The organism is Nonomuraea sp. NPDC051941, from assembly GCF_044593615.1.
The window spans coordinates 473792-495620 of the sequence record NZ_JBIUCF010000003.1 but is presented as its reverse complement, the minus strand read 5'-3'; the positions used below and the strand labels follow the sequence as shown (position 1 = coordinate 495620).

Here is a 21829-nt window from a genome sequence, read left to right as displayed (position 1 = left end):
ACGGTGGTGGCGGCGCTCTGCTCCGGCGGGAGCGCCGGCCTCCTCACCGTGAACGGCCTGCCCGTCGTCGCGGGCGCCTTCTCGATCGGGTACGTGCACTCGATCTACCGGGCGCCCTCCGCGGAGGTGTTCACCGTGGACGGCCGCCGGTTCACCATGCGGGCGGTCGTCTCGACCAACGAGAGCGTGCTGGAGTACTACGCGCTCGACGGGACGCGGGTGCGGACCCCGGAGGGCATGTGGGTGCTGCGCCTGGCCGTGCCCGCCACGTACGAGGAGCTGTCCCTGCTCACCACGTCGATCGGCCGCCGTACCCTCATCTCGGGCGGCCGCTGCCTGCCCCTGTTTCCGGCGGCCGGCGCCGCGCGGGTGCGGCTGGCCGTGGAGGAGCGGCCGGACGCGCGGAGCGGGCCCTGCGGCCCGCCCTACGACCTGGCCGCGCTGCGATGGGCTCCGCGGGCGCTCACAGCCAGTCCTTCTTCTTGAACACCACGTACAGCATCACCGACAGGCCGGCCACCAGCATCGTGGAGATCCAGAACCCCCACGGCTGCCCTTCGCCGGGGTAGGGCACGTTCTGCCCGTAGTAGCCGGTGATCGCGGTGGGCACGGCGATGATCGCGGCCCAGCTGGTGAGCCGCTTCATGATCTCGTTCAGCCGGAAGCCCTGCTGGGCGAGGCGGGTCTCGCGGGCGTTCGCGAGCATGTCGCGGATGGTCTCCACCCATTCCGCCACGCGCTGCACGTGGTCGTTGACGTCCTGGTAGTAGGGGACCATGGCGGGCTCGGCGACGAAGTCCTGGTCGCGGTGGAGCAGGGTGCCGACCACCTCGCGCATCGGCATCGAGATCTTGCGGAGCCGGGCGGTGACCTTGCGCAGCTCGTACATCCTGCGCTGCAGCGCCCTGCCGTCATGGGGGCCGTCCTCGTCGAACAGCGACTCCTCCAGCGCCTCCGCCTGCGCGTCGAGGTCCTGCACCAGGTCGAACTGGCTGTCGACCACGTAGTCGAGCAGCCCGTGCAGCAGGAACGACACGCCGTGGTCGGCCAGCCGGGTGTTGGCGTCCCAGCGCTTGACCACGTCGCGGATGTCGAAGTGGTCGTTCTCGCGGACGGTGACCAGGGCGTTCCTGGTGACGAAGATGTTCACCTCGACGGGGTCGAGCTGCCCGTCGTCGAAGTGCACTCCGTAAACGGTGATGAACAAGTGATTGTCGTATATATCGACCTTCGGCCGCTGATGGTCGGACAGCACGTCCTCGACCGCCAGCTCGTGCAACCCCAGCTCCTCACTGATCACGCCGAGGTCGGCGGGCGAGGGGCAGCACAGGTCGAACCAGACCGTGTTGCCGGGATCCTCCACATAGTCGGAGACCTCCTCGATCGGGAAGCCTTCCTTCTCGAGGGCGCCGTTCCTGTACAGACGTGTGTGCACTAGCCGAGTCTGGCAAATCGTCTCGCGTTACGCACAGCCGCTCCCCCGGGATCGTTGTTGAAATAGACGTAGACGTCCCGCCAGCCCGCCTCATGCAGGCGCTTCGCCCACGTCTTCAACGCGGTGTCGCCGTACGACCAGCCGGACGGCCCCTCGTGCAGGCGCACGTAACCCCAGTCCGCCGTGCGCCAGAGCGGGCTCTGCGGCTTTCCCAGCCGGTCGGCCCAGCACAGCGCGGCCTCGTGCGCGCTCAGCAGCTCCCGGATGTCCTCCGTCCACCACGACTCGTGCCGCGGCTCCACGGCCACCCGGACGCCCGCCGGGAAGCAGCGCAGGCATCGGTCGAGCCGGTCCGCGTCGGCCTTAAGCGTGGGCGGCAGCTGCAGCAGGACCGGCCCGAGCTTGTCCTTCAGCTCCGATGCGCGGCTCATCAGGCGCCCCACGGGCTCCTCGGGGTCGGCCAGCCGCTTGATGTGGGTCAGGAACCTGCTGGCCTTGACCGCCATCACGAACCCGTCCGGCGTGCGGTCCCGCCAGGCCGCGAACGTCTCGGGGCTCGGCAGCCGGTAGAACGCGTTGTTGCTCTCGACGGTCGGGAACTCGGCCGCGTACTCCTCCAGCCAGAGCCGCTGCGGGACGTCCTGCGGATAGAGCACCCCGCGCCAGTCCTTGTACTGCCACCCCGACGTGCCCACCAGCCACGACATGCTTTTACGCCTACCCAGGGGACCGGGGTGCAGTACTGTCGTCAGCCATGGGCGCCAATCACGCGCATCCCCCCAGCTCCCGGCGTACGGTGATGGCCGGTCTGGCCGTGCTCGTGCCGCTGGCGATCATCACCCTCGCCGGCCTGCTGTGGCTCTGGCCGGACGGGAAGGTGCCCACCGGCACCGCCCAGTCCAGCGTGCAGCGGGTCACCGGGACGATCACCGGTGTCACGCTCAAGAAGTGCCCCGCCGCCTCCGAAGGCGCGCCCCAGCCCGACCCGGCCACCTGCGGCAACGCCGACGTCCGCGTCGAGGGCGGCCAGAGCGTCACGCTCCGGCTGCCCAGCGGGCCCGGCGCCCAGCACTTCGCCGCGGGCGACGACGTGATCCTGCTGCGCGGCGCGGACGGGAAGCACCAGATCTCCGACCACGACCGGTCGACGCCGCTGTGGCTGTTCGGGGCGGCCTTCGCGCTGGCGGTCATCGCCTTCGGCCGCTGGCGCGGGGTGACGGCGCTGGTGGGGCTGGCGGTGACGTTCGTGCTGCTGCTGACGTTCGTCATCCCCGGCATCCTGGAGGGCGAGCCGCCCCTGCTGGTGGCCATCGTGGGGGCCTCGGCGATCATGCTGCTGGTCCTCTACCTCACGCACGGCTTCTCACTGGCCACGTCGATGGCCGTGCTGGGCACGCTGGCCAGCCTGGCGCTGACGGGCCTGCTGTCGTACGGGGCGCTGGGGTTCGCCCGGCTCAACGGCATCACCGACGACAGCGCGCTGGCGCTGGACATGAGCCTGAAGATCGACACCCAGGGCCTGCTGCTGGCCAGCATCATCATCGGTGCGCTGGGGGTGCTCGACGACGTCACGGTCACCCAGGCGGTCACGGTGGCCGAGCTTGCGCACGCCAACCCCTCGTACGGCTTCGCCCGCCTCTACCGGGCGGCCGGCCGCATCGGCCGGGCGCACATCGCGTCGGTGATCAACACGATCATCCTGGCGTACGCGGGGGCGTCGCTGCCGTTGCTGCTGCTGTTCAGCATCGGGCAGCAGCCACTGGGTGACGTGCTGACGACGCCGGTCATCGCCCAGGAGATCGTCCGCAGCATCGTCGGCACGCTGGGGCTCATCGCCGCCGTGCCCATCACCACGGCGCTGGCGGCCCTGACGGCCTCCCGCCACCACCCGGAGGAAGACGCCCAGGAGCCTCCCGCCCGGCGGGACGCGCAGGAGAGCTTCTTCACGCCGCACGCCCACCAGCACGACCCCGCCCAACACCCGGGCGAGCGCCCGGCCCGGCACCGCCGCCGGACAAGCACCTGAGCGCAGCCGGTCGTCAGAGGGCTTCGGCGCTGCCGTCCACCCGCAGCTTCCGCCGGGCCCGCTCGTAGAACGTGGTCCCCAGCCGCACGACCTTCGCCGCCCCCGGCCACGCGGCCACGGTGACGGTGTCGCCGGGGCACAGGTGGGTCACCACGGCCCCGTCGACCTCCACCGCCAGCCGCCCGCTGGTGGGCAGCACCTCCAGCGTGACCTCCTCGTCGGCGGGCAGCACCAGCGCCCGGTTGAACGACGAGTGGGCGGCGGCGGGCACCACCAGCACCGCCTCCACCCGGGGCGACACGATGGGACCGCCGGCCGAGAAGCTGTAGGCGGTCGAGCCCGTGGAGGTCGCCACGATCACCGCGTCGGCCGCGAAACGCACGAAGTCGCTGCCCGCCGGGGTGACGGCGATCGCGGCCAGCCCTTCCCCGGGGATCCGGACCAGCGCGATGTCGTTGAACGCGGTCACGTCCGCGCCGCCGAGCCGGCTCTTGATCGCCATGCGCGGCTCGATCGTGTAGCGGTGGGCGTCGATGGCCGACAGCGTGTCCGCCAGCTCGTCCACATCGATCTCGGCCAGGAAGCCGAGTTTGCCGAGGTTGACCCCCAAGATGGGGGTGGGCCGACCGGCCAGCAACCGCATGGTCCGCAGCATCGTGCCGTCGCCGCCCAGCCCGACCAGCAGGTCGGCCCGCTCGACGAGGGCCTCGGCGTCCACGGCCACGGCGGAGCAGTCGATCCGCCCCACCTCCTCGGGCAGCCCGAGCACGGTGGCGCCCTTGTCACCGGCCCAGCGCAGGATGGTGTCTATCGCCTTCTTCGAGTCGCGCCGTGGGTGCAACACCAGCCCGACCGTACCGACCATGCCCATGAGGCCAACACTAGGCCAGCCGCCATGGGCCTGTCGGCAGGGACCTGCCGAAGTCGTCAGCGGACGAGGCAGGGGCGCTTCGGGTCGAAGACCCAGTCCTTCACCAGATACTGCATGGCCACGGCATCGTCGCGGGCGCCGAGGCCGTGGCGCAGGTAGAGCTCGTGGGCCTCGGCCAGGGCCGCGCGGTCGAGCTCGACGCCGAGCCCGGGGGTCGTCGGCACCTCGATCGCACCGTCCATGATCCGGAACGGGCCGGTCGTCAGGGCCTGACCGTCCTGCCAGATCCAGTGCGTGTCCAGCGCCGTGATCTCCCCCGGGGCCGCCGCCCCGACATGGGTGAACATCGCCAGCGAGATGTCGAAGTGGTTGTTGGAGTGAGAGCCCCAGGTCAGCCCGAAGTCGTGGCAGAGCTGGGCGACGCGGACCGACCCGGCCATGGTCCAGAAGTGCGGGTCGGCCAGCGGGATGTCCACCGCGCCGGCGCGTACGGCGTGGGCCATCTCCCGCCAGTCGGTGGCGATCATGTTCGTCGCGGTGGGCAGCCCGGTGGCCCGCCTGAACTCGGCCATCGTCTCCCGGCTGGAGAAGCGGCCCTCGGCCCCGCACGGGTCCTCGGCGTAGGCCAGGACGCCGCCCAGCCCGCGGCACAGCCGTACGGCGTCGGCGAGCAGCCAGCCGCCGTTGGGGTCGAGGGTGACGCGCGCCTCGGGGAAGCGGCGGGCCAGCGCCGTGACCGCCTCGATCTCCTCCTCGCCCGTCAGCACCCCGCCCTTGAGCTTGAAGTCGGCGAAGCCGTACCGCTCCTGGGCGGCCTCGGCCAGCGCGACCACCGCGTCGGGTGTGAGCGCCTCCTGGCGGCGCAGCCGCGACCAGCGGTCCTCGCCCGCGTCGTCCACCCGGTAGGGCAGGTCGGTCCTGCCCGGGTCGCCGACGTAGAAGAGATAGCCCAGCATCGGCACCCGGTCCCGCTGACGGCCCTCGCCGAGCAGGTCGGCCACCGGCAGGCCCAGGTACTGGCCGTGCAGGTCGAGCAGGGTGGACTCCAGGCCGGTGACCGCGTGCACCGTGGTGCGCAGGTCGAAGGTCTGGGCGCCGCGCCCGCCCGCGTCCCGGTCGGCGAACCGCTCGGACACCGACCGCAGCAGGCTGCGGTACCGGGCCACGGGCTCGCCCGCCAGCAGCGCGCCCGCCTCCTCGACGGTCCTGCGGATCGCCTCGCCGCCGGGCACCTCACCGAGGCCGGTGCGCCCGTCGGAGTCGGTGGTGATGACGACGTTGCGGGTGAAGAAGGGGCCGTGGGCGCCGCTGAGGTTGAGCAGCATGCTGTCGTACCCGGCCACCGGGACGACCTCGACGCGCTGGATGGTGGGAGACATGGCGCCCTAGCTGATCTTGTTGATGAGGGCGGCCAGTTCGGCGGACTCGCCGTCGGTGAGGTTCTGCAGCGGCGGCCGGACGGGGCCCGCCGGGCGCCCGACGGCGGCCAGGCCCGCCTTGATGATCGAGACGGCGTACCCCTTCTGCCGGTCGCGGATGTCCAGGTACGGGATCACGAACTCCTTGATCCGCCGGTAGACGGCGTCCCGGTTCTGGGCGCGGACGTCGGCGTAGAAGTCGAGCGCGTACTGCGGGACGAAGTTGAAGATCGCCGAGGAGTACGTGCTCATGCCAAGCTGCAGCAGCGGCAGCGCGAACGTCTCGGCCGTGGGCAGGCCGCCGATGTAGGCCAGGCGGTCGCCGACGGTGGCGTAGATGCGGGTGAGGTGCTCGATGCTGCCGACGCCGTCCTTGAACCCGACGAGGTTCGGGTTGCGGTCGGCCAGGGCCTCGACGGAGCGGTCGTTCAGGATCGCGTTGGCCCGGCTGTAGACGATCACACCGAGGTCGGTGGCGCGGCACACCGCGGAGACGTGCTCCACCAGGCCCGCCTGCCCGGCCTCCGTGAGGTAGGGGGGCATGAGCAGCAGCCCGTCGGCCCCGGCGGCCTCGGCGGCCTGGGCCTGCGCGACGGCGTTCGCGGTGCCGCCGGTGGCGGGGGCCACGACCGGCAGCCTGCCGTTCACCTCGCTGACCGCCGCCCGCACCACCCGGTCGATCTCGGCGGGGGTGAGCGAGAAGCCCTCGCCGGTGCCGCCCGCGGCGAACAGCCCGGCCACGGGGTACGCGCTCAACCAGGACAGGTGGTCACGGTAACCCGCCTCGTCGAACTCCAGCTCCTGCGTGAAATGGGTGACAGGGAACGACAGCAGGCCGCTCTTGAGCTGGGCGGCGAGCTCCTGGGGCGAGAAATTCGGCATGACCGTCCTCTGTTGACACGCGGCCCGTGGGATCCCCCGCACCGCCGGTAAAGGTTGATGCCGTCAGGCTAGGAAGGAGGGTGGATTCCTGTCCAAGCCCGATTCTGTATCTGGCGATACCGAACGAGCATCGTCACGCCCGGGGTCGGGCAGCAGCTCCAGGACGCGCCACAGGGCGGGGTTGGTGGAGCCGTGGTCCCAGATGACGTGCAGCTCCACCGGCTTGCCCGCGACGCCTGCCCTTTCTTTGGCCCCCTCGTCGAGCGGGTCGCCGCCGCCCCGTACCAGGTCGCAGAAGACGATGCCGTCGATGCCGAGCGAGCGGGCGCTGGCCGGCGCCAGCGCCACGCCCCGGCCGGCGGCCACGAGCAGGGCGGCGGTGAGGATCTGGTGCACCTGCTGCTCGATCCTGGGGTGGGCGTTGGTGAGGAAGCGGACGGTCAGCTCGTGGAAGTAACGCGACTGCACGGGGTTGTAGCTGATGACCGGCAGGCCGTCGAAGTCGTCGGGCGCGAGCGGCCGGCCCAGGCCGGCCAGCGGATGGCCGAGGGGGACCACGGCGCACAGCGGCTCGCGGAAGACCACGCGGGAGTCGAGCGTGGCGATGTCGAAGGGCGGGCGGGCCAGGCCCAGGTCTAGCTCGCCGCGCAGGATGCCGTCCACCTGCCCGGCGGTCACCCGCTCGTGGAGGATGACGTCGATCTCCGGCAGCTGCTCCGTGAGGCGGCGCAGGATCGTGCCGAGCATGCTGATGGCCGAGACGGCGGTGAAGCCGAGCCGTACGGTGCCCGTGGCGCCCTTGGCGATGCGGCGGGCCCGGTCGCCCGCGGTGTCGACGAGGGAGAGCATGCGCCGCGCGTCCTCCAGGAAGCCGCGCCCGGCGTCGGTGAGCACGACGCGCCGGTTGTCGCGTTCCAGGAGGGTCACGCCGATCGCGCGCTCCAACTTCTGGATGTGGCGGCTGAGCGGCGGCTGCGTCATGCGTAGCCGATCGGCGGCCCGGCCGAAGTGGAGCTCCTCGGCGACCGCCACGAATGCCCGGATCTGATCCAGTGTTAGCATGATGCCCGCAGAGTATCACCTGATACCGAATTGAGCCTGGACAGGCATCGAGGCAGGTCCCTAGTCTCCGGAGACTACAGAGCGGAAACAACCCCGTAACCTCCATAGACGCCGCTCGCACATAAGGAGAAGTCCATGCCGACATCACGGACGACCCGCCGCCGCCTTCTCGCGGGTGTCATCGGCGGCGCCGCCGCGCTCGCGCTGACGGCGTGCGGTGGCGTCAAGACCACGTCCTCCGGCGGCGGTGACGGTAAATATCCGACGGGCAACATCGAGTTCAGCGTGGGCGCGTCCGCGGGCGGCTCGACCGACCTCATCACCCGGGCGCTGGCCCAGGGCATGGGCAAGGACCTCGGCGTCACCGCCCCGGTGCTCAACAAGCCCGGCGCGAACGGCGCGCTCAACGCCAAGGAGCTCCAGGCCGCGAAGGCCGACGGCTACAAGATCGCCGTCCAGAACGCGTCCCTGTTCACCATCACGCCGCTCACGGTCTCCCCCGCCGAGGCCACGAAGATCGACTCGTTCGACGTCATCACCGGCGTCTCGCGTGACGACTACGTCATGGCGACCAACTCCCAGTCCGGCTACAAGTCCATCGAGGACATGAAGAAGGCCGGCAAGACCATCCGCTACGGCACCACCGGCGTCGGCACGGGCGCCCAGCTCGCCTCCGCGCTGACCTTCAAGACCGCCGGCATCGAGGCCACGGCCGTGCCCTTCGACGGCGGCGCCCCCGCGCTGACCGCCCTGCTGGGCAACCAGGTGGACGTCTCCACCATGCAGATCGGCGAGGCCATCGAGAACATCAAGGCCGGCAAGCTCGTCCCGCTCGCGGTCTTCTCCGACCAGCGCATCCCCTTCCTGCCGGACGTGAAGACGGCCAAGGAGCAGGGCTTCGACGTCCTGGTGACGCAGTACCGCTTCCTGACCGCGCCCAAGGGCACGCCCGAGGACGTCAAGACCCGCCTGCTGGAGGCGGCGAAGAAGACGTTCGCCACGCCGGAGTACAAGAAGTTCAACGAGGACAACTCGCTCACCCCGATGGAGGTCTCCCCGCAGGAGGTGCTCTCTTCTCTGCAGAAGGACACCGCCACGTACAAGGAGCAGCTGAGCAAGTACGGCATCAACCTCGCCGGATAGTCCCCTAGGAGCGAGCATGTCCATGTCTGACCCTCTTGAGGCCGGCCCTCTCGAGTCCGGCCCTGAGGTCGCCGACGACACCCGGCCGCCGCACGCCGGCCCTCTCTCGCAGATCTCGGCAGCCCTGGTGGCGCTGGCGGTCGGCGTCGCCGGGGCGATCGGCTCCCTCGCGCTCGGGCTCGGCCGCATGACCCAGCCGGGCCCCGGCCTGTGGCCGTTCGCCATCAGCGTCGTCATCGTCGTGCTGTCGGCGGTGCTCGTCGTCACCGGCCGCAAGCTCGAGGACACCGAGCGGTTCTCCAAGGCGAGCCTGCTCACCGCGGCCGGCCTGGTGACGCTCATCATGCTGGCCTGGCTGCTGCCGCTGATCGGCTTCGAGATCCCCTCCCTGCTGCTGGTGTTCGTCTGGCTGCGCTGGCTGGGCAAAGAGTCGTGGCGCACCTCCATCGTGGTCAGCGTGCTGACGGTGGCGGCGTTCTACCTGCTCTTCGTCGTGCTGCTCCAGGTCCCGCTCCTGCGCCTCATCTGAGAAGACCCCATGGACATCTCCCCCATTCTCAACGGCTTCGGCGTCGTCATGGAGCCGGCCAACCTGCTCTACTGCCTCATCGGTGTGATCATCGGCATGCTCATCGGCGTGCTGCCCGGCCTCGGGCCCGGCGCGACGATCGCCATCCTGCTGCCGATCACGTACGGCATCGGGCCGGTCTCCGCGATCATCATGCTGGCCGGCATCTTCTACGGCGCCCAGTACGGCGGGACCATCACCTCGGTCCTGCTCCGCCTCCCCGGCGAGGCGTCCTCCGTCGTGACCGTCTTCGACGGGTTCGCCCTGGCCAGACAGGGCAAGGCGGGCACCGCGCTCGGCATCGCCGCCATCGGCTCCTTCGTCGGCGGCACCGTCTCGATCATCGGCCTGACGATCCTGGCCCCGGTCGTCGCCGGCTTCGCGCTCGACTTCGGCCCGCCCGAGTACGCGGCGCTGGGCGTGCTCGGCGTGCTGCTGATCTCCTCGGTCGGCAACGGCAACAAGCTCAAGGCGATCATCGCGGCCTGCGTCGGCCTGCTCATCGCGACCGTCGGCCGCGACACCTTCACCGGCGCCGAGCGGTTCACCTTCGACAGCCTGAACCTCGCCGAGGGCATCGACTTCATCCCGATCGCCATGGGTCTGTTCGGCCTCAGCGAGATCCTCTACAACCTCGAGGAGCGGCACAACCAGGTGCACGCGCCGGCCAAGGTCGGCAACGTGTGGCCGTCGCGCCAGGACCTCGGCCAGGCCAAGGGCGCGATCGGGCGCGGCTCGCTCATCGGGTTCGTGCTGGGCGTCCTGCCCGGCGGCGGCGCGGTGCTGTCCTCGCTGGCGGCGTACGCCTTCGAGAAGCGCCGCGCCAAGCAGCCCGAGCGCTTCGGCAAGGGCGCCGTCGAGGGCGTGGCCGCCCCCGAGACCGCCAACAACGCCGCCGCCACGTCGTCGTTCATCCCGCTGCTGACGCTGGGCATCCCGGCGAACGCGACGATGGCGCTGATGTTCGGGGCGCTGCTCATCCAGGGCATCCAGCCGGGGCCGCAGCTCGTCACCGAGCACCCCGACGTCTTCTGGGGCGTCATCAACTCGATGTACATCGGCAACATCCTGCTGCTCATCATGAGCATCCCGATGGTCGGCGTCTTCGTGAAGATCCTGCGGGTGCGTCCCGCCATCCTGGCCCCGATCACGGTGCTCATCACGCTGCTCGGCGCGTACACCGTGAACAACAACGTGTACGACATCTTCCTGGTCATCGCCTTCGGCCTGCTGGGCTACCTGATGAAGAAGTTCGGGTTCGAGCCCGGGCCGCTGGTGCTCGCGTTCGTCCTCGGCTCGATGATCGAGAACTCGTCGCGCCAGGCGCTGCTCATCTTCGGCGGCGACCCGACCGGGTTCCTCACCCGCCCGATCTCCGGCACGGTGCTCGCCCTGGTGGTGCTCGTCGCCGTCCTGCCGCTCATCCGCAAAGCCGTACGCCGCAAGACCGCCGCCGCGGACCGCGTTCCAGTTGAGGAGAAGACGCCATGACGATCCTCGTCGGTTACCTGCCCACCCCCGAGGGCGAGGCCGCGGTCGACGCGGGCCTGCGCGAGGGCGCGCTGCGCTCCGAGCGCGTGATCATCGTGAACTCCCCGCGCCGCGGCGCGCCCGTCGACGAGCACAAGATCGACGACGACGCCTCGACCGCGCTGCTCGCCCGGGCGCGGGCCGCCGGCGTGGACGCCGAGGTACGCCAGCCGCTCCACGACGACGACCTGCCGGAGACGTTCGAGGAGCTCGTCAAGGAGACGGGCGGCACCCTCATCGTCATCGGGCTGCGGCACCGGTCGCTGGTGGGCAAGTTCATCCTGGGCAGCGAGGCGCAGCGCATCCTCATGGAGGCCAGCGTGCCGGTGCTGACGGTGAAGGCGCCCCGATGACTCTTGACGGCGGGCGGATCAGCCGCGTCTCGGTCACGCCGGTCGCCTTCCGCGACCCGCCCCTGCTCAACGTCGTCGGCGTCCACCAGCCGTTCGTGCTGCGCGCGATCGTCCAGGTGCACACCGACTCGGGCCTGGTGGGGCTGGGCGAGACGTACGCCGACCAGGCCCATCTCGACCGGCTCGACGCCGTGGCCGCCGCGCTGCCCGGCCTGGACGTGTTCGACGCCCACGGGCTGCGCCGCGTCGTCGAGGAGACGCTCGGCCGCTCCACCGGCGGCGCGGGCGCGAGCTTCGGCGGCATGCTGGAGATCTCCAGCGCCGTGGACACCGTGGCCGCGCCCTTCGAGGTCGCGCTGCTCGACCTGCAGGGCAGGACGCTCGGCCGCCCGGTCAGCGACCTGCTCGGCGGCGCCGTACGCGACCGGGTGCCGTTCTCCGCGTACCTGTTCTACAAGTGGGCCGGTCACCCGGGCCAGGACGAGGACTCGTGGGGCGAGGGCGTCACGCCCGAGCAGATGGTCGCCCAGGCCCGGCGGATGGTCGACGAGTACGGCTTCACCGCCATCAAGCTCAAGGGCGGTGTCTTCGAGCCCGGCCACGAGGTCGAGACCGTCGAGGCGCTGGCCGCCGCCTTCCCCTCTCATGCTCTGCGCATCGACCCCAACGGCGCCTGGACCGTGGACACCTCGATCAAGGTGGCGCACCGGCTGGCCGGGGTCCTGGAGTACCTCGAGGACCCGACGCCCGGCATCGACGGCATGGCGCGGGTCGCCGAGCACACCGACCTGCCCCTGGCCACGAACATGTGCGTCATCGCCTTCGAGCACCTCAAGCCCGCCGTCGCCGCGGACGCCGTGCAGGTCGTCCTCTCGGACCACCACCTGTGGGGCGGCCTGCGCCGCTCGGCCCTGCTGGGGGGCATCTGCGAGACGTTCGGGATGGGGCTGTCGATGCACTCCAACTCCCACCTCGGCGTGAGCCTCGCCGCGATGACCCACCTGGCCGCCGCGACCCCGAACCTCACCTACGCCTGCGACACCCACTACCCGTGGAAGACCGAGGAGGTCATCAGGCCGGGGGCGCTGGAGTTCCGCGACGGCAGCGTGGCCGTGCCTACCGGGCCGGGGCTCGGCGTGGAGCTGGACGAGGACGCGCTGGGCGCCCTGCACGAGCAGTACGTGCGGTGCGGGCAGCGCGGGCGCGAGGACACGGCGTACATGCGCACGGTCGAGCCCGGCTTCACCCCCAACACGGCCCGCTGGTAACCCGACGACCACTGGGCCTGGAGACGAGCACGCGGGGCAGGACGCACAGCCGCATCCCGCCCCACCTCCAACCGCCCGCCACGAAGCCCGAAGACGGACGCGCGGAACGGGACACACGCAGCCGCAGCACGCCTACCGGTGGTCGCCCACCGCCAGAACCCACCCGCCCCTGACCGGCTACGGAGCCTGGAGGCGGGCGCGGGAGTTGGACAGGTGCAGCCGCATCGCGGCCCGCGCCGCCGCGGCGTCCCGGTCGGCGATGGCGCGGTAGATGTTCTCGTGCTCCAGCGTCACCCGGGTGAGGTGGGTGGCGTTGGAGACGGTGTACGCGTGCTCCAGCCGGGTGCGCGGCAGCATGATCACCATGGGCCCGAAGGACGCCAGCAGGTCGGAGTAGAACCGGTTGCCCGAGGCCAGCGCGATCTTGAGATGGAACTGGAAGTCGGCCTCGACGGCGCTGCTGGGCTGCTCGCCGGAGCGCCCGAGGTCGACCAGGGCCCGCTCGATGGCCTTCAGCTGCAGGTCGGTGCGGCGCTCTGCGGCCAGCCCCGCCGACTCCGACTCGACGCCGATCCGGAAGTCGATCATGTCGAGGACGTCGCGATGGCTGCGGATCTGCGAGGGCTCCACCGAGAAGGCCGTGGAGGCGGGCAGCGCCAGCACGAACGAGCCCCGCCCCTGGAACGTCTCGACCAGCCCGGCCGCCTGGAGCCGAGAGATGGCCTCGCGGACCACCGTACGGCTCACGCCGAACTCCTCGACGAGCGAGGACTCGGTCGGCAGCTTCTGGCCGGGCTCGATCTCGCCGGCGAGGATGCGTTCCTTGAGCCGTTCGACGAGCTCATGCGCGAGCCCGCGCCCGCTGTCGCGGTCGAGCCTCTGATCTGGCGGCACGGCTGACAACCTACCCGGCGTCCGCACGGAACTCGACCCGGCCGGACCGCCCGCCCGCAACCGCACCGAACTCGCCCCGATCGGACCGCCCAGCCGCGACCACGCCGAACTCGACCTGATCGAGCCGCCCAGCCGCGGCCACGCCGAACTCGACCTGATCGAGCCGCCAGGCCGCCGCCCCGTCGGCGAGGCTGAGGCCGAGGCCCGGACGGTCCGGGACGCGCATGCGCCCTCCCTCGATCTCCAGCCGCTCCTCGAACAGCGGCGACAGCCACTCGATGTGCTCCACCCAGGACTCGCGCGGATAGGCCGCGGCCAGGTGGACGTGGATCTCCATCACGAAGTGCGGCGCGACCTGCAGCTGCGCGTGATCGGCCAGCGCGGCGACCTTGAGGTAGGGCGTGATGCCGCCCACCCGCGGCACGTCGGGCTGCAGGAAGCCGACGGCCCGAAGGTCGATGAGCCGCACGAGGTCGGGCACGCTGGAGAGCATCTCACCGGTGGCGATGGGCGTGCCGAGCGCGGTGGCCAGCTGCGCGTGCCCCTCGGCGTCGTACGCGTCCAGCGGCTCCTCGATCCAGACGAGCCCGAGCTCCTCCACCGCCCGCCCGAACCGCAGCGCCGTGGCCCGATCCCACTGCTGGTTGGCGTCCACCATCAGCGGCACGTCGTCACCGAGGTGCTCGCGCACCGCGGCCAGCCGCCGCAGGTCCTCCCGGGTGTCGGGCTGCCCCACCTTGATCTTGATCCCGCCGATGCCGTCGTTCAGCGACTGCCGGGCCCGCTCCTTGACCTCCTCGACCGGAGCCTGCAGATAGCCGCCCGAGGTGTTGTACGTCCGGACCGAGTCGCGATAGGACCCCAGCAGCTTGGCCAGCGGCAACCCCGCCCGCTTCGCCTTCAGGTCCCACAGCGCGACGTCGACCGCCGCCAGCGCCTGCGTGGCCACCCCCGAACGCCCGACCGACGCCCCCGCCCACAGCAGCACGTCGTACAACCTGCCGATGTCGGACGGATCCCGGCCGAGGAGGTTCTCCCCGACCTCCTTCGCGTGGGCGAACTGCGCGCGGCAGCCCGCCCGCGTCGTGTACGAGAACCCGAGCCCCTCGAGCCCGTCGTCCGTCGTGATCTCGCAGGTCAGCACGTCGATCTGGGACAGGGGCCGCTGGCGCCCCGTCGCGACCTTGGCGTCGCTCACCGGATGCGCCAGCGGCACGCCGTAATGCCCGAACCGCACCGACGCGACACGGTCACCCATCGGTCTCAGGCCTTCCCGAACTCGACGCTGTCCACGGTCCACTTGCGGCACTGCTCGCTGAGCGTGAACCCGAGCCCCGGCCGGTCGGGGACGATCATGCGGCCGTCGCGGGTCTCGAGCCGCTCGTTGAACAGCGGGTTGAGCCATTCGAAGTGCTCGACCCAGGGCTCGCGCGGGTAGGCGGCGGCCAGATGGAGGTGGATCTCCATGGCGAAATGCGGCGCCAGCTGCAGCCCCGCGTGGTCGGCGAGGGTGGCCAGGCGCAGGAAGGGCGTGATGCCGCCGACGCGCGGGGCGTCGGGCTGGATGATGTCGGCGGCGCGGGCCTCGATGAGGCGGACGTGCTCGGCGACGCTGGAGAGCATCTCGCCGGTGGCGATGGGCGTGTCGAGGGCGGCGGCGAGCTGCGCGTGCCCCTCGGCGTCGTACGCGTCCAGCGGCTCCTCGATCCAGACCAGCCCGAGCTCCTCCACCGCCCGCCCGAACCGCAGGGCCGTCGGCCGGTCCCACTGCTGGTTGGCGTCCACCATGAGCGGCACGTCGTCGCCGATGTGCTCGCGCACCGCGGCCAGCCGCCGCAGGTCCTCCTTGGTGTCGGGCTGGCCGACCTTGATCTTGATCCCGCCGATGCCGTCCTTGAGCGACTGGGTGGCGCGGGCCTTGACCTCCTCGATCGGCGCGTGCAGGAAGCCGCCCGAGGTGTTGTACGTCCGGACCGAGTCGCGATAGGACCCCAGCAGCTTGGCCAGCGGCAGCCCCGCCCGCTTCGCCTTCAGGTCCCACAGCGCGACGTCGATCGCCGCCAGCGCCTGCGTGGCGACCCCGGACCGGCCGACCGAGGCGCCCGCCCACAGCAGGGTGTCGTACACCTTGCCGATGTCGGAGGGGTCCTGGCCGATCAGGTTGGCCCCGACCTCCTTGGCGTGGGCGTACTGCGCGGGGCCGCCCGCCCTCTTGGAGTAGCTGAACCCGGTGCCCTCGTGACCGTCCTCGGTCGTGATCTCGGCGAAGAGGAAGGCGATCTCGGTCATCGGCTTCTGCCGCCCGGTGAGCACCTTGGCGTCGCTGATGGGGACGTCGAGCGGAAGGGTGACGGAGGAGAGCGAGACGTGGCGGATGCGGTCGGCGGCCATGGGCGGTCCAAGAGGGTAGGCGGCGATGTTGTCAGTCATCATACGAAGCCATCACTCGTATGACAACTTTCGCGTGAACATCGCCGGGCCGAAGGTGCCGGTCTTCGGCACAGCACGAGTTGCCGGTCGTCTGGTGACGGCATGGACGTCGAGGTCCACGCGACCGCTCGGCGATCGGCTCACCCGGGACGGTCTCGACGCGCTGTGCCGGTCCAGGGCTCGGGCCTGGAAAGGCTTTGCCTCTTGCCGGGAGACTCCGCAGGTCACCCCCGCTACCGTGAGAAGTGGTTCATGCGCCGTACCGGCGTTCCCCGGGGAACCCTCCGACAGCCCACATGTCACGGAGTGATCTCTGATGCTCGTACGCCTCCTCACCACCGCCGCCCTGGTGGTGTCCACAGTCATCACCTCGGCCTCGCTCGCCATGCCGTCCGCCGGCGCGGCCGTCGCCCACCAGCTTGGTGCCACGGTGGCGCAGCCGCCCATCCCCATTCCTCCCAAGCCCGTCCCGCCGGACGACGACGAGGGGTAGGACGTTCGACCGGAATCGCCGTCGCCCCGTGAGGTGAGTCCTCGCGGGGCGACGGCGGCTTCACGCACCGGCGAGGAATTCCAGCGCCGCGTCGCGGTCGGCCTGACGCAGGCCCGTCGAGGGAGCCGGCTCGGGCGAGGTGGGCACGTGCGCGCCCCATGCCGTCGAGGGGCGCCCTTCGCCGGGCAGTCCGCCTGCCTAGGTCCGGCTCAGGGCCGGGACAGCACGACGAGCAGGGCGGGGTGGTCGGTGTAGGTCATGCGGGTCACCTCCGTCCGCACGAAGCCCAGGTTGGCCGCGAAGACGTGCTGCACGCTGCCGTCCCCCTTCCTGAAGAAGGGCGCGGCGTTGCAGTCCTGGACATCGGGCCCGATCAGCGGGGCGTACTTGAGGTTGAAGTCCCCCGCCAGGAACGTCTGCCGGCCCGCGACGGCCCGGTCGCGCAGCAGGGCGATCGCCGCCTTGCACTGGGCCATGGCGACGTTCCCGGTGGTCGACAGGTGGGTGCTGCACCCGACGAGGTCCGCGAACTCGGCGCACACGTAGACGCGCTTCTCGCTGCCGCTGTCCTGGGTGGCGTACTGGCCGGAGAAGACGGTCCCGGTGACCGGGAAGCGGAAGATCAGGCCGTTGCCGTACTCGTCCCCGTTGGTGCAGCGCACGGGCGTGCCGTCGGGACGGCGGGCCGGGGCGAACGTGGAGAAACCGCTGCCCATGGCGGGGGCCAGCTGGGGCAGGTCGTTCCTGCAGATCTCGTTGAGGGAGACGACGTGGGGCTGCTTGGCGGCGATGACCGCGCTCGCCTCCTGGAGGGTGGCGGCGCCGTTGAAACAGGAGGTGTTGACGCCGCTGTGGCACAGGTTGAGCTGCAGCACACGGAATTCCTGCGCGGCCGCCGCGGGCGCGGCCACGGCGCTCACCGCGATGAGGACGATCACGAGAAGCAGTCGGACACGAGGCATGGATTGCCCTTCCTTTCGCCCGTCGATGACCAAGACAGCGTCTCAACGGATCTCCGATACCGTCGAGAGCATGCGGCTTCACGTGGGATGCGCGATGTGGACTCATGCGCGCTGGCAAGGTCGATTCCTCCCCGGCCACCTCCCGCCCAGGGAGCGCCTGCGCTCGTACGCGACCTGGTGCGACGCGGTGGAAGGCAACACGACCTTCTACGCGACCCCCACGCGCGCCACGGTGGAGTCGTGGGCCGGCCAGACCGCCCCCGACTTCCGCATGGTCGTCAAGCTCCCCAAGCCCATCACCCACGAGCACCGCCTGATCGGCGCCGACGAGCACCTCCACGCCTTCCTGGACGCGATCGAGCCGCTGGGCCCGCGAGCCCACGCGCTCTGGATCCAGCTGCCCGGCTCCTTCTCCCCCACCGACCTCGGCACCCTCGCGGCCTTCCTGCACCGGCTCCCCCGCTCCCACAGGTACGCCGTCGAGGTCCGCCACCGCGCCTTCTTCGAGGACGAGCGGTCCGAACGGCTCCTGGAGCGCGTCCTGGCGGCCGCGGACGCCGAGTGGGTCCCGTTCGACACCACGACGCTCTTCCAGAGCCCGCCGACCAGTGACGCCGAGCGCGACGCGTGGACCAAGAAGCCCCGCGTGCCCCGCCGCACGCGCGCCCTCACCGGCCACCCGATCGTCCGCTACCTGGGCCGGGACGCCGAGGCCCGCACCGTCGAGGGCTGGCGGCCGTGGCTGGACGTCGTCACGGACTGGCTGCGCGAGGGCCGCTCCCCCACGTTCTTCGTGCACACGCCGGACAACGCGGACGCGCCGAAGCTGGCCCGCGACTTCCACGAGGCGGTACGCGCCCGCCTCCCCGACCTGACCCCGCTCCCCGACCCCGAGCCCGCGGACCCGCTGACCCTCTTCTAGCTGTCCAGGCATCCAGAATGGGACGATCTCTGCTCATGGCGAAGAAGATCCTCGAGGCCCTGACGAGGGCGAGAGATTCCGGCAAGCCGGTACGAGTCAGCCGTGACATCGACGGCGCCGATCGGCTCGACGCGTATGTGGTGGGCATCGGCCGCAAATGGGTGCTTCTGCACACCATCTCCGACGAGTACCGGCTGGACGGCTACTCGGCCGTGCGGCTGCGCGACATCGCCCATGCCACCCGTTCCGGTTGGAAGGGCGCGATGGTGGCCCATCGAGCCCTGGCGCTGCGCGGGGAACGTCCCCGGCTGCCGGCAGGCGCCGACCTGGACTACACCAAGGGCTTGATCCAAACGCTGACCACGGCGTTCCCCCTCATGGCCGTGCACGTCGAGAGAGTCGACCCCCACGTCTGCTACATCGGCCGCGCCCGAGGGATCGACCGGGGGAAACGGCTGCGTCTCCAGGAGATCGGCCCGGCTGCGGACTGGGCGCGTACGCGCTCCACGACCAGGACGGCGGACATCACGCGGTTCGACGTCGGCGGCGGGTACATCGACGCGCTCCACGCCGTGGGCGGACGTCCACCAGAACGCTGACCGGCCGCGGAACCGCCTACGGGTGCGAGGCACGTTTCCGGGCTCGCCACCGGGTCGGGGTCCTCATCCCCTTGGGCCGTAGGCCGTCATGAGGATGTGCACGAGGGTGATGACGACGATCCAGAACATGGCACGTCCGGTCGGCGGAGGGCCGCTGCGCAGCAGGGATATGCCCAGGGGAATGAAGGCGACGCAGAGGCCGCCCACGGCGATGAAGGACTGCGGTTCGGTTCCTTTGAGCGTCCCGAGCGCGAGCGCCGACATCAGGCCGAGCGCGACCGAGCGGCCCAGCCCCAGGGCGCCGGAGCGGTAGGCGCCGACGGCCAGCACGACCCAGCCGAAGAAGGCCGGTCCGGACATGGCCCTGAACGGATTCCAGATCGCGTCCCGCCATGCCAGGTAATAATCGTCGATGCCCTTGAGCATCGTTTGCAGGCCGAGGCTGTCGGTCAGGTAGAAGGCCAGGTGATCGGTGCCGAACTGGAAGGTCCGGGTGAACAGGCCGACGATCACCAGGCAGCCGCCCCACAGGCCCCACAGCGGGCTGGTGGCGGCGATCCTCTGCGCCAGCGTCATGACCGCCGGCCACAGCAGGACGAACCCCGCGGCGAAGCAAGTATAGGCGACCCTGATGAGCGCGGGGTGCTGGGCGTAGGCGGCCAGTTGGTAAGGAACGAAGTAGTAGAACTGGGAGCGCAGGACAGTCCCGGTCATGATGAGGGCGGGGCCGCCGATCAGCGAGACGGCGCTCACCCATCGTCCGGGAAACGGGGGTTGCCGGTCCAGGTTGGCCGCGGCGTTGGCGGCGCGCCGGTCCGCGGTGCCCTGTCGCCATCGTGTGATTCGCCCCCGAAGATCGACGTTCATCGGTTCCCCCCAGATTTGTCGCTCTCGGCCCGGTATGCCGGGTGCACCAGCATGGTGATGGGCTGTGGGGTGCGGGCGCGTCTGGCTCGGGTGGCATCTTGGCCGGCATACATGAGCCGGTGCTACGACCCCAGACCGATGCGGATGTCCGACCGTGGGCAGATGCCGGTTGATCGGGAAAGGCGATAACTTCTGGTCATGGTTCGGGCTCGGCGGCTCGGTGGGCACGGCGTTGCCGACGCTGTGGTGGCGGTCATCGTGGCGCTGACCGTCGGCTATGCCATCGTCGATCCGCCGGGCCCGTCGTCGTGGTGGCCCGCTTGGTCGGCTTGGCCGGTAGCGGCGGTCATGAGTTTTCCGGTCGCGTTCCGGCGGCGCCGGCCGCGGGCCATGCTGGGGCTCGCGTGCGCCGCGGCAGTGCTGGCGACGGTGGCCGGTGCCGTCGCGGCAGGCGCGATCTGGGTGTCGTTCGTGCCGACCGTGCTCGTGCTGTACCTGGTAGCCTCCACCGCCTCGGTCGTGTGGTCGTTGGGCGGCCTGTCGGTGTGCGTGGCCGGCTCGGTGACCGCCATCCTGATCTTCTACGAGCAGGTGCTCCCCGGCCTTCCACCCGCGGCGGCGCCCAGCGAGTTGCCGCCGTACTGGCCGGTCGAGATCGGCGCGATCTGTGTGCTGCTGACGGCCGGATGGGCCATCGGGACGGCCGTCCGCTGGAAGCGGGACACGACCGCTCGCCTCGTCCGCCACCTCGCCGAGGCGGCCGTGGCCGACGAACGCAGGCGCATCGCCCGGGAGCTGCATGACGTCATCGGCCACAGCATGAGCGTGATCGCCGTCAAAGCCACTGTCGCGAACCATGTCGCCGACGCCCGCCCGCACGAGGTACGCGCCGCACTGGCCGTCATCGAGCAGACCAGCCGAAGCACGCTCGCCGAGATCCACCGGGTGCTCGGCCTCCTGCGCTCCGACGACGATCCCCACCAGCCCCACCTGCCCGTTCCCGGCATGGCGGACCTGCCAGAGCTGGCCGCCCATGCCCGCTCGGCCGGGGTGGAGGTGGATCTGACCGTCCGCGAAGAGGCGGTGCTGCCTCCCGCGGTCGCGATGTCGGTGTACCGCATCGTGCAACAGGCCCTGACCAACGTCATCACCCACGCGGCGCCCACCCGCTGCGCTGTCACCGTGGAGATCGACGGACGGGAAGCCATGATCGAGGTCATCGACGACGGCCCCCGCCACGGTCGGCCGCCGCGAGCGGGCCACGGCGGACACGGCCTGATCGGCATGCGCGAACGAGCCAAGATGTACGGAGGCACGTTCAGCGCGGGGCGCCGGCCCGAAGGAGGCTTTCACGTGACCGCTCGCCTGCCCTACGACCCGAACGGCACCAGGACATGACCGCCGACGCCGCCGCACACGATCCGCCGCCGCCCGTCCGGGTCCTGCTGGCCGAGGACCAGATCCTGGTACGCGACAGCCTCAAACTCCTCATCGACACCACACCGGGGCTGGCCACGGTGGGCGAGGCCGGCACCGGCGCCGAAGCCGTGCTCCTGGCCCGCCGGCGGCGACCCGACGTCGTCCTCATGGACGTGCGTATGCCCGACATGGATGGCATCGAGGCGACGCGCCGTATCTGCGCCGCCCCGGACAGCGCCGGCGTCCGCGTGCTGATCCTCACCACGTTCGATCTGGACGAATACGTGTACGCCTCGCTCAGGGCCGGCGCCAGCGGATTCCTCGTCAAGAGCGCGACGGCGAGCGAGCTCCTGGCCGCCATCCGGGTCGTCGCCTCCGGCGAAGCGCTGCTCGCGCCCACCGTGACCCGCCGGCTCATCGCCGATTTCCTGCGAGGCCCGCACTCCGCCCCGGTCCTGCGAGACCTCAACGACATCACTCAACGCGAGCGCGAGGTACTCACCCTCATCGGCAAGGGGATGTCCAACTCCGAGATCGCGGAGCACCTCCACCTCACCGTCGGCACGGTCAAAACCCACATCGGCCGTCTCCTGGCCAAACTGCATGCCCGGGACCGAGCCCAGCTCGTCATCGCCGCCTACGAAGGCGGGCTCATCACCATCTGAGACCTGGTCGTCGTCATTGCGG

The 21829-nt window shown here is 70.8% G+C and carries 23 protein-coding genes; 12 read left to right on the top strand and 11 right to left on the bottom strand.

Annotated features, from left to right (window positions below):
• Positions 1 to 6: 6 nt before the first annotated feature.
• The gene (locus ACIHFD_RS08865) at positions 7 to 486 is read left to right on the top strand and encodes a DUF1850 domain-containing protein (RefSeq protein ID WP_397366215.1); all 480 of its coding nucleotides are present in this window, start codon (positions 7 to 9) and stop codon (positions 484 to 486) included.
• Here ACIHFD_RS08865 and ACIHFD_RS08860 read toward each other — a convergent pair.
• Together ACIHFD_RS08860 and ACIHFD_RS08855 are read right to left on the bottom strand one after the other, a co-directional pair.
• Entirely contained in the window at positions 464 to 1300 is an 837-nt protein-coding gene (locus tag ACIHFD_RS08860; protein ID WP_397366299.1) for a magnesium transporter CorA family protein, read from the bottom strand. The genes ACIHFD_RS08865 and ACIHFD_RS08860 overlap by 23 nt on opposite strands.
• A gap of 134 nt (positions 1301 to 1434) precedes the next feature.
• Positions 1435 to 2142: a DUF72 domain-containing protein gene (locus ACIHFD_RS08855; RefSeq protein WP_355192073.1), complete on the bottom strand. Its 708-nt coding sequence runs from the start codon at positions 2140 to 2142 to the stop codon at positions 1435 to 1437.
• Positions 2143 to 2189: 47 nt separating this feature from the next.
• On the opposite strand from ACIHFD_RS08855, the gene ACIHFD_RS08850 reads away from it, so the two are divergent.
• On the top strand, positions 2190 to 3461 hold the full coding sequence (locus ACIHFD_RS08850; RefSeq protein WP_397366214.1) for a YibE/F family protein: 1272 nt from the start codon (positions 2190 to 2192) through the stop codon (positions 3459 to 3461).
• Positions 3462 to 3474: 13 nt separating this feature from the next.
• On the opposite strand, the gene ACIHFD_RS08845 is transcribed toward ACIHFD_RS08850, so the two are convergent.
• From ACIHFD_RS08845 to ACIHFD_RS08830, 4 genes are all read right to left on the bottom strand, one after another.
• Complete coding sequence (locus ACIHFD_RS08845; protein WP_355192069.1) at positions 3475 to 4332, bottom strand: NAD(+)/NADH kinase; 858 nt, start codon at positions 4330 to 4332, stop codon at positions 3475 to 3477.
• Between the two features lie 56 nt (positions 4333 to 4388).
• Entirely contained in the window at positions 4389 to 5711 is a 1323-nt protein-coding gene (locus ACIHFD_RS08840; protein WP_397366213.1) for an enolase C-terminal domain-like protein, read from the bottom strand.
• 6 nt (positions 5712 to 5717) lie between these two features.
• Positions 5718 to 6632, bottom strand: coding sequence for a 5-dehydro-4-deoxyglucarate dehydratase (kdgD, locus tag ACIHFD_RS08835; protein ID WP_355192065.1), 915 nt, complete (start codon positions 6630 to 6632; stop codon positions 5718 to 5720).
• 63 nt (positions 6633 to 6695) lie between these two features.
• Positions 6696 to 7694, bottom strand: a complete 999-nt coding sequence (locus tag ACIHFD_RS08830) for a LysR substrate-binding domain-containing protein (protein ID WP_397366212.1) — start codon at positions 7692 to 7694, stop codon at positions 6696 to 6698.
• Positions 7695 to 7829: 135 nt separating this feature from the next.
• On the opposite strand from ACIHFD_RS08830, the gene ACIHFD_RS08825 reads away from it, so the two are divergent.
• From ACIHFD_RS08825 to ACIHFD_RS08805, 5 genes are read left to right on the top strand one after another with little or no spacing between them, the layout of a single operon-like run.
• A complete protein-coding gene (locus ACIHFD_RS08825; protein ID WP_397366211.1) occupies positions 7830 to 8837 on the top strand; it encodes a tripartite tricarboxylate transporter substrate binding protein in 1008 nt (335 codons plus the stop codon).
• 22 nt (positions 8838 to 8859) lie between these two features.
• Complete coding sequence (locus ACIHFD_RS08820; RefSeq protein ID WP_397366210.1) at positions 8860 to 9366, top strand: tripartite tricarboxylate transporter TctB family protein; 507 nt, start codon at positions 8860 to 8862, stop codon at positions 9364 to 9366.
• A gap of 9 nt (positions 9367 to 9375) precedes the next feature.
• Entirely contained in the window at positions 9376 to 10896 is a 1521-nt protein-coding gene (locus tag ACIHFD_RS08815) for a tripartite tricarboxylate transporter permease (RefSeq protein WP_397366209.1), read from the top strand.
• Positions 10893 to 11288 (top strand): universal stress protein, encoded by a 396-nt coding sequence (locus tag ACIHFD_RS08810; protein ID WP_350726569.1) that lies wholly within the window; start codon positions 10893 to 10895, stop codon positions 11286 to 11288. Before ACIHFD_RS08815 ends, ACIHFD_RS08810 begins: the two co-directional genes overlap by 4 nt.
• Complete coding sequence (locus ACIHFD_RS08805) at positions 11285 to 12556, top strand: glucarate dehydratase family protein (RefSeq protein ID WP_397366208.1); 1272 nt, start codon at positions 11285 to 11287, stop codon at positions 12554 to 12556. The genes ACIHFD_RS08810 and ACIHFD_RS08805 overlap by 4 nt, the downstream gene beginning before the upstream one ends.
• Positions 12557 to 12733: 177 nt before the next feature.
• Here ACIHFD_RS08805 and ACIHFD_RS08800 read toward each other — a convergent pair whose 3' ends face one another.
• The 3 genes from ACIHFD_RS08800 to ACIHFD_RS08790 are packed head-to-tail and all read right to left on the bottom strand — an operon-like array spanning position 12734 to position 15841.
• Positions 12734 to 13450 (bottom strand): FadR/GntR family transcriptional regulator, encoded by a 717-nt coding sequence (locus ACIHFD_RS08800; protein ID WP_192792423.1) that lies wholly within the window; start codon positions 13448 to 13450, stop codon positions 12734 to 12736.
• A gap of 10 nt (positions 13451 to 13460) precedes the next feature.
• Entirely contained in the window at positions 13461 to 14708 is a 1248-nt protein-coding gene (locus tag ACIHFD_RS08795) for a mandelate racemase/muconate lactonizing enzyme family protein (protein WP_397366207.1), read from the bottom strand.
• A 5-nt stretch (positions 14709 to 14713) separates the two neighbouring features.
• Entirely contained in the window at positions 14714 to 15841 is a 1128-nt protein-coding gene (locus ACIHFD_RS08790; protein ID WP_364247460.1) for a mandelate racemase/muconate lactonizing enzyme family protein, read from the bottom strand.
• Positions 15842 to 16196: 355 nt separating this feature from the next.
• On the opposite strand from ACIHFD_RS08790, the gene ACIHFD_RS08785 reads away from it, so the two are divergent.
• A complete protein-coding gene (locus tag ACIHFD_RS08785; RefSeq protein ID WP_397366206.1) occupies positions 16197 to 16373 on the top strand; it encodes a hypothetical protein in 177 nt (58 codons plus the stop codon).
• Between the two features lie 209 nt (positions 16374 to 16582).
• Here ACIHFD_RS08785 and ACIHFD_RS08780 read toward each other — a convergent pair whose 3' ends face one another.
• On the bottom strand, positions 16583 to 17335 hold the full coding sequence (locus tag ACIHFD_RS08780; RefSeq protein ID WP_397366205.1) for an endonuclease/exonuclease/phosphatase family protein: 753 nt from the start codon (positions 17333 to 17335) through the stop codon (positions 16583 to 16585).
• Between the two features lie 70 nt (positions 17336 to 17405).
• Between ACIHFD_RS08780 and ACIHFD_RS08775 the strand changes: the two genes are divergently transcribed.
• Entirely contained in the window at positions 17406 to 18257 is an 852-nt protein-coding gene (locus ACIHFD_RS08775) for a DUF72 domain-containing protein (RefSeq protein ID WP_397366204.1), read from the top strand.
• A 35-nt stretch (positions 18258 to 18292) separates the two neighbouring features.
• Positions 18293 to 18856, top strand: a complete 564-nt coding sequence (locus tag ACIHFD_RS08770) for a hypothetical protein (RefSeq protein ID WP_350726560.1) — start codon at positions 18293 to 18295, stop codon at positions 18854 to 18856.
• A gap of 63 nt (positions 18857 to 18919) precedes the next feature.
• Here ACIHFD_RS08770 and ACIHFD_RS08765 read toward each other — a convergent pair whose 3' ends face one another.
• The gene (locus ACIHFD_RS08765; RefSeq protein WP_397366203.1) at positions 18920 to 19723 is read right to left on the bottom strand and encodes a hypothetical protein; all 804 of its coding nucleotides are present in this window, start codon (positions 19721 to 19723) and stop codon (positions 18920 to 18922) included.
• A gap of 198 nt (positions 19724 to 19921) precedes the next feature.
• Between ACIHFD_RS08765 and ACIHFD_RS08760 the strand changes: the two genes are divergently transcribed.
• Together ACIHFD_RS08760 and ACIHFD_RS08755 are read left to right on the top strand one after the other, a co-directional pair.
• Entirely contained in the window at positions 19922 to 21121 is a 1200-nt protein-coding gene (locus tag ACIHFD_RS08760) for a sensor histidine kinase (RefSeq protein WP_397366202.1), read from the top strand.
• Positions 21118 to 21807 (top strand): response regulator, encoded by a 690-nt coding sequence (locus ACIHFD_RS08755; RefSeq protein WP_397366201.1) that lies wholly within the window; start codon positions 21118 to 21120, stop codon positions 21805 to 21807. The genes ACIHFD_RS08760 and ACIHFD_RS08755 overlap by 4 nt, the downstream gene beginning before the upstream one ends.
• Positions 21808 to 21829 lie beyond the last annotated feature (22 nt).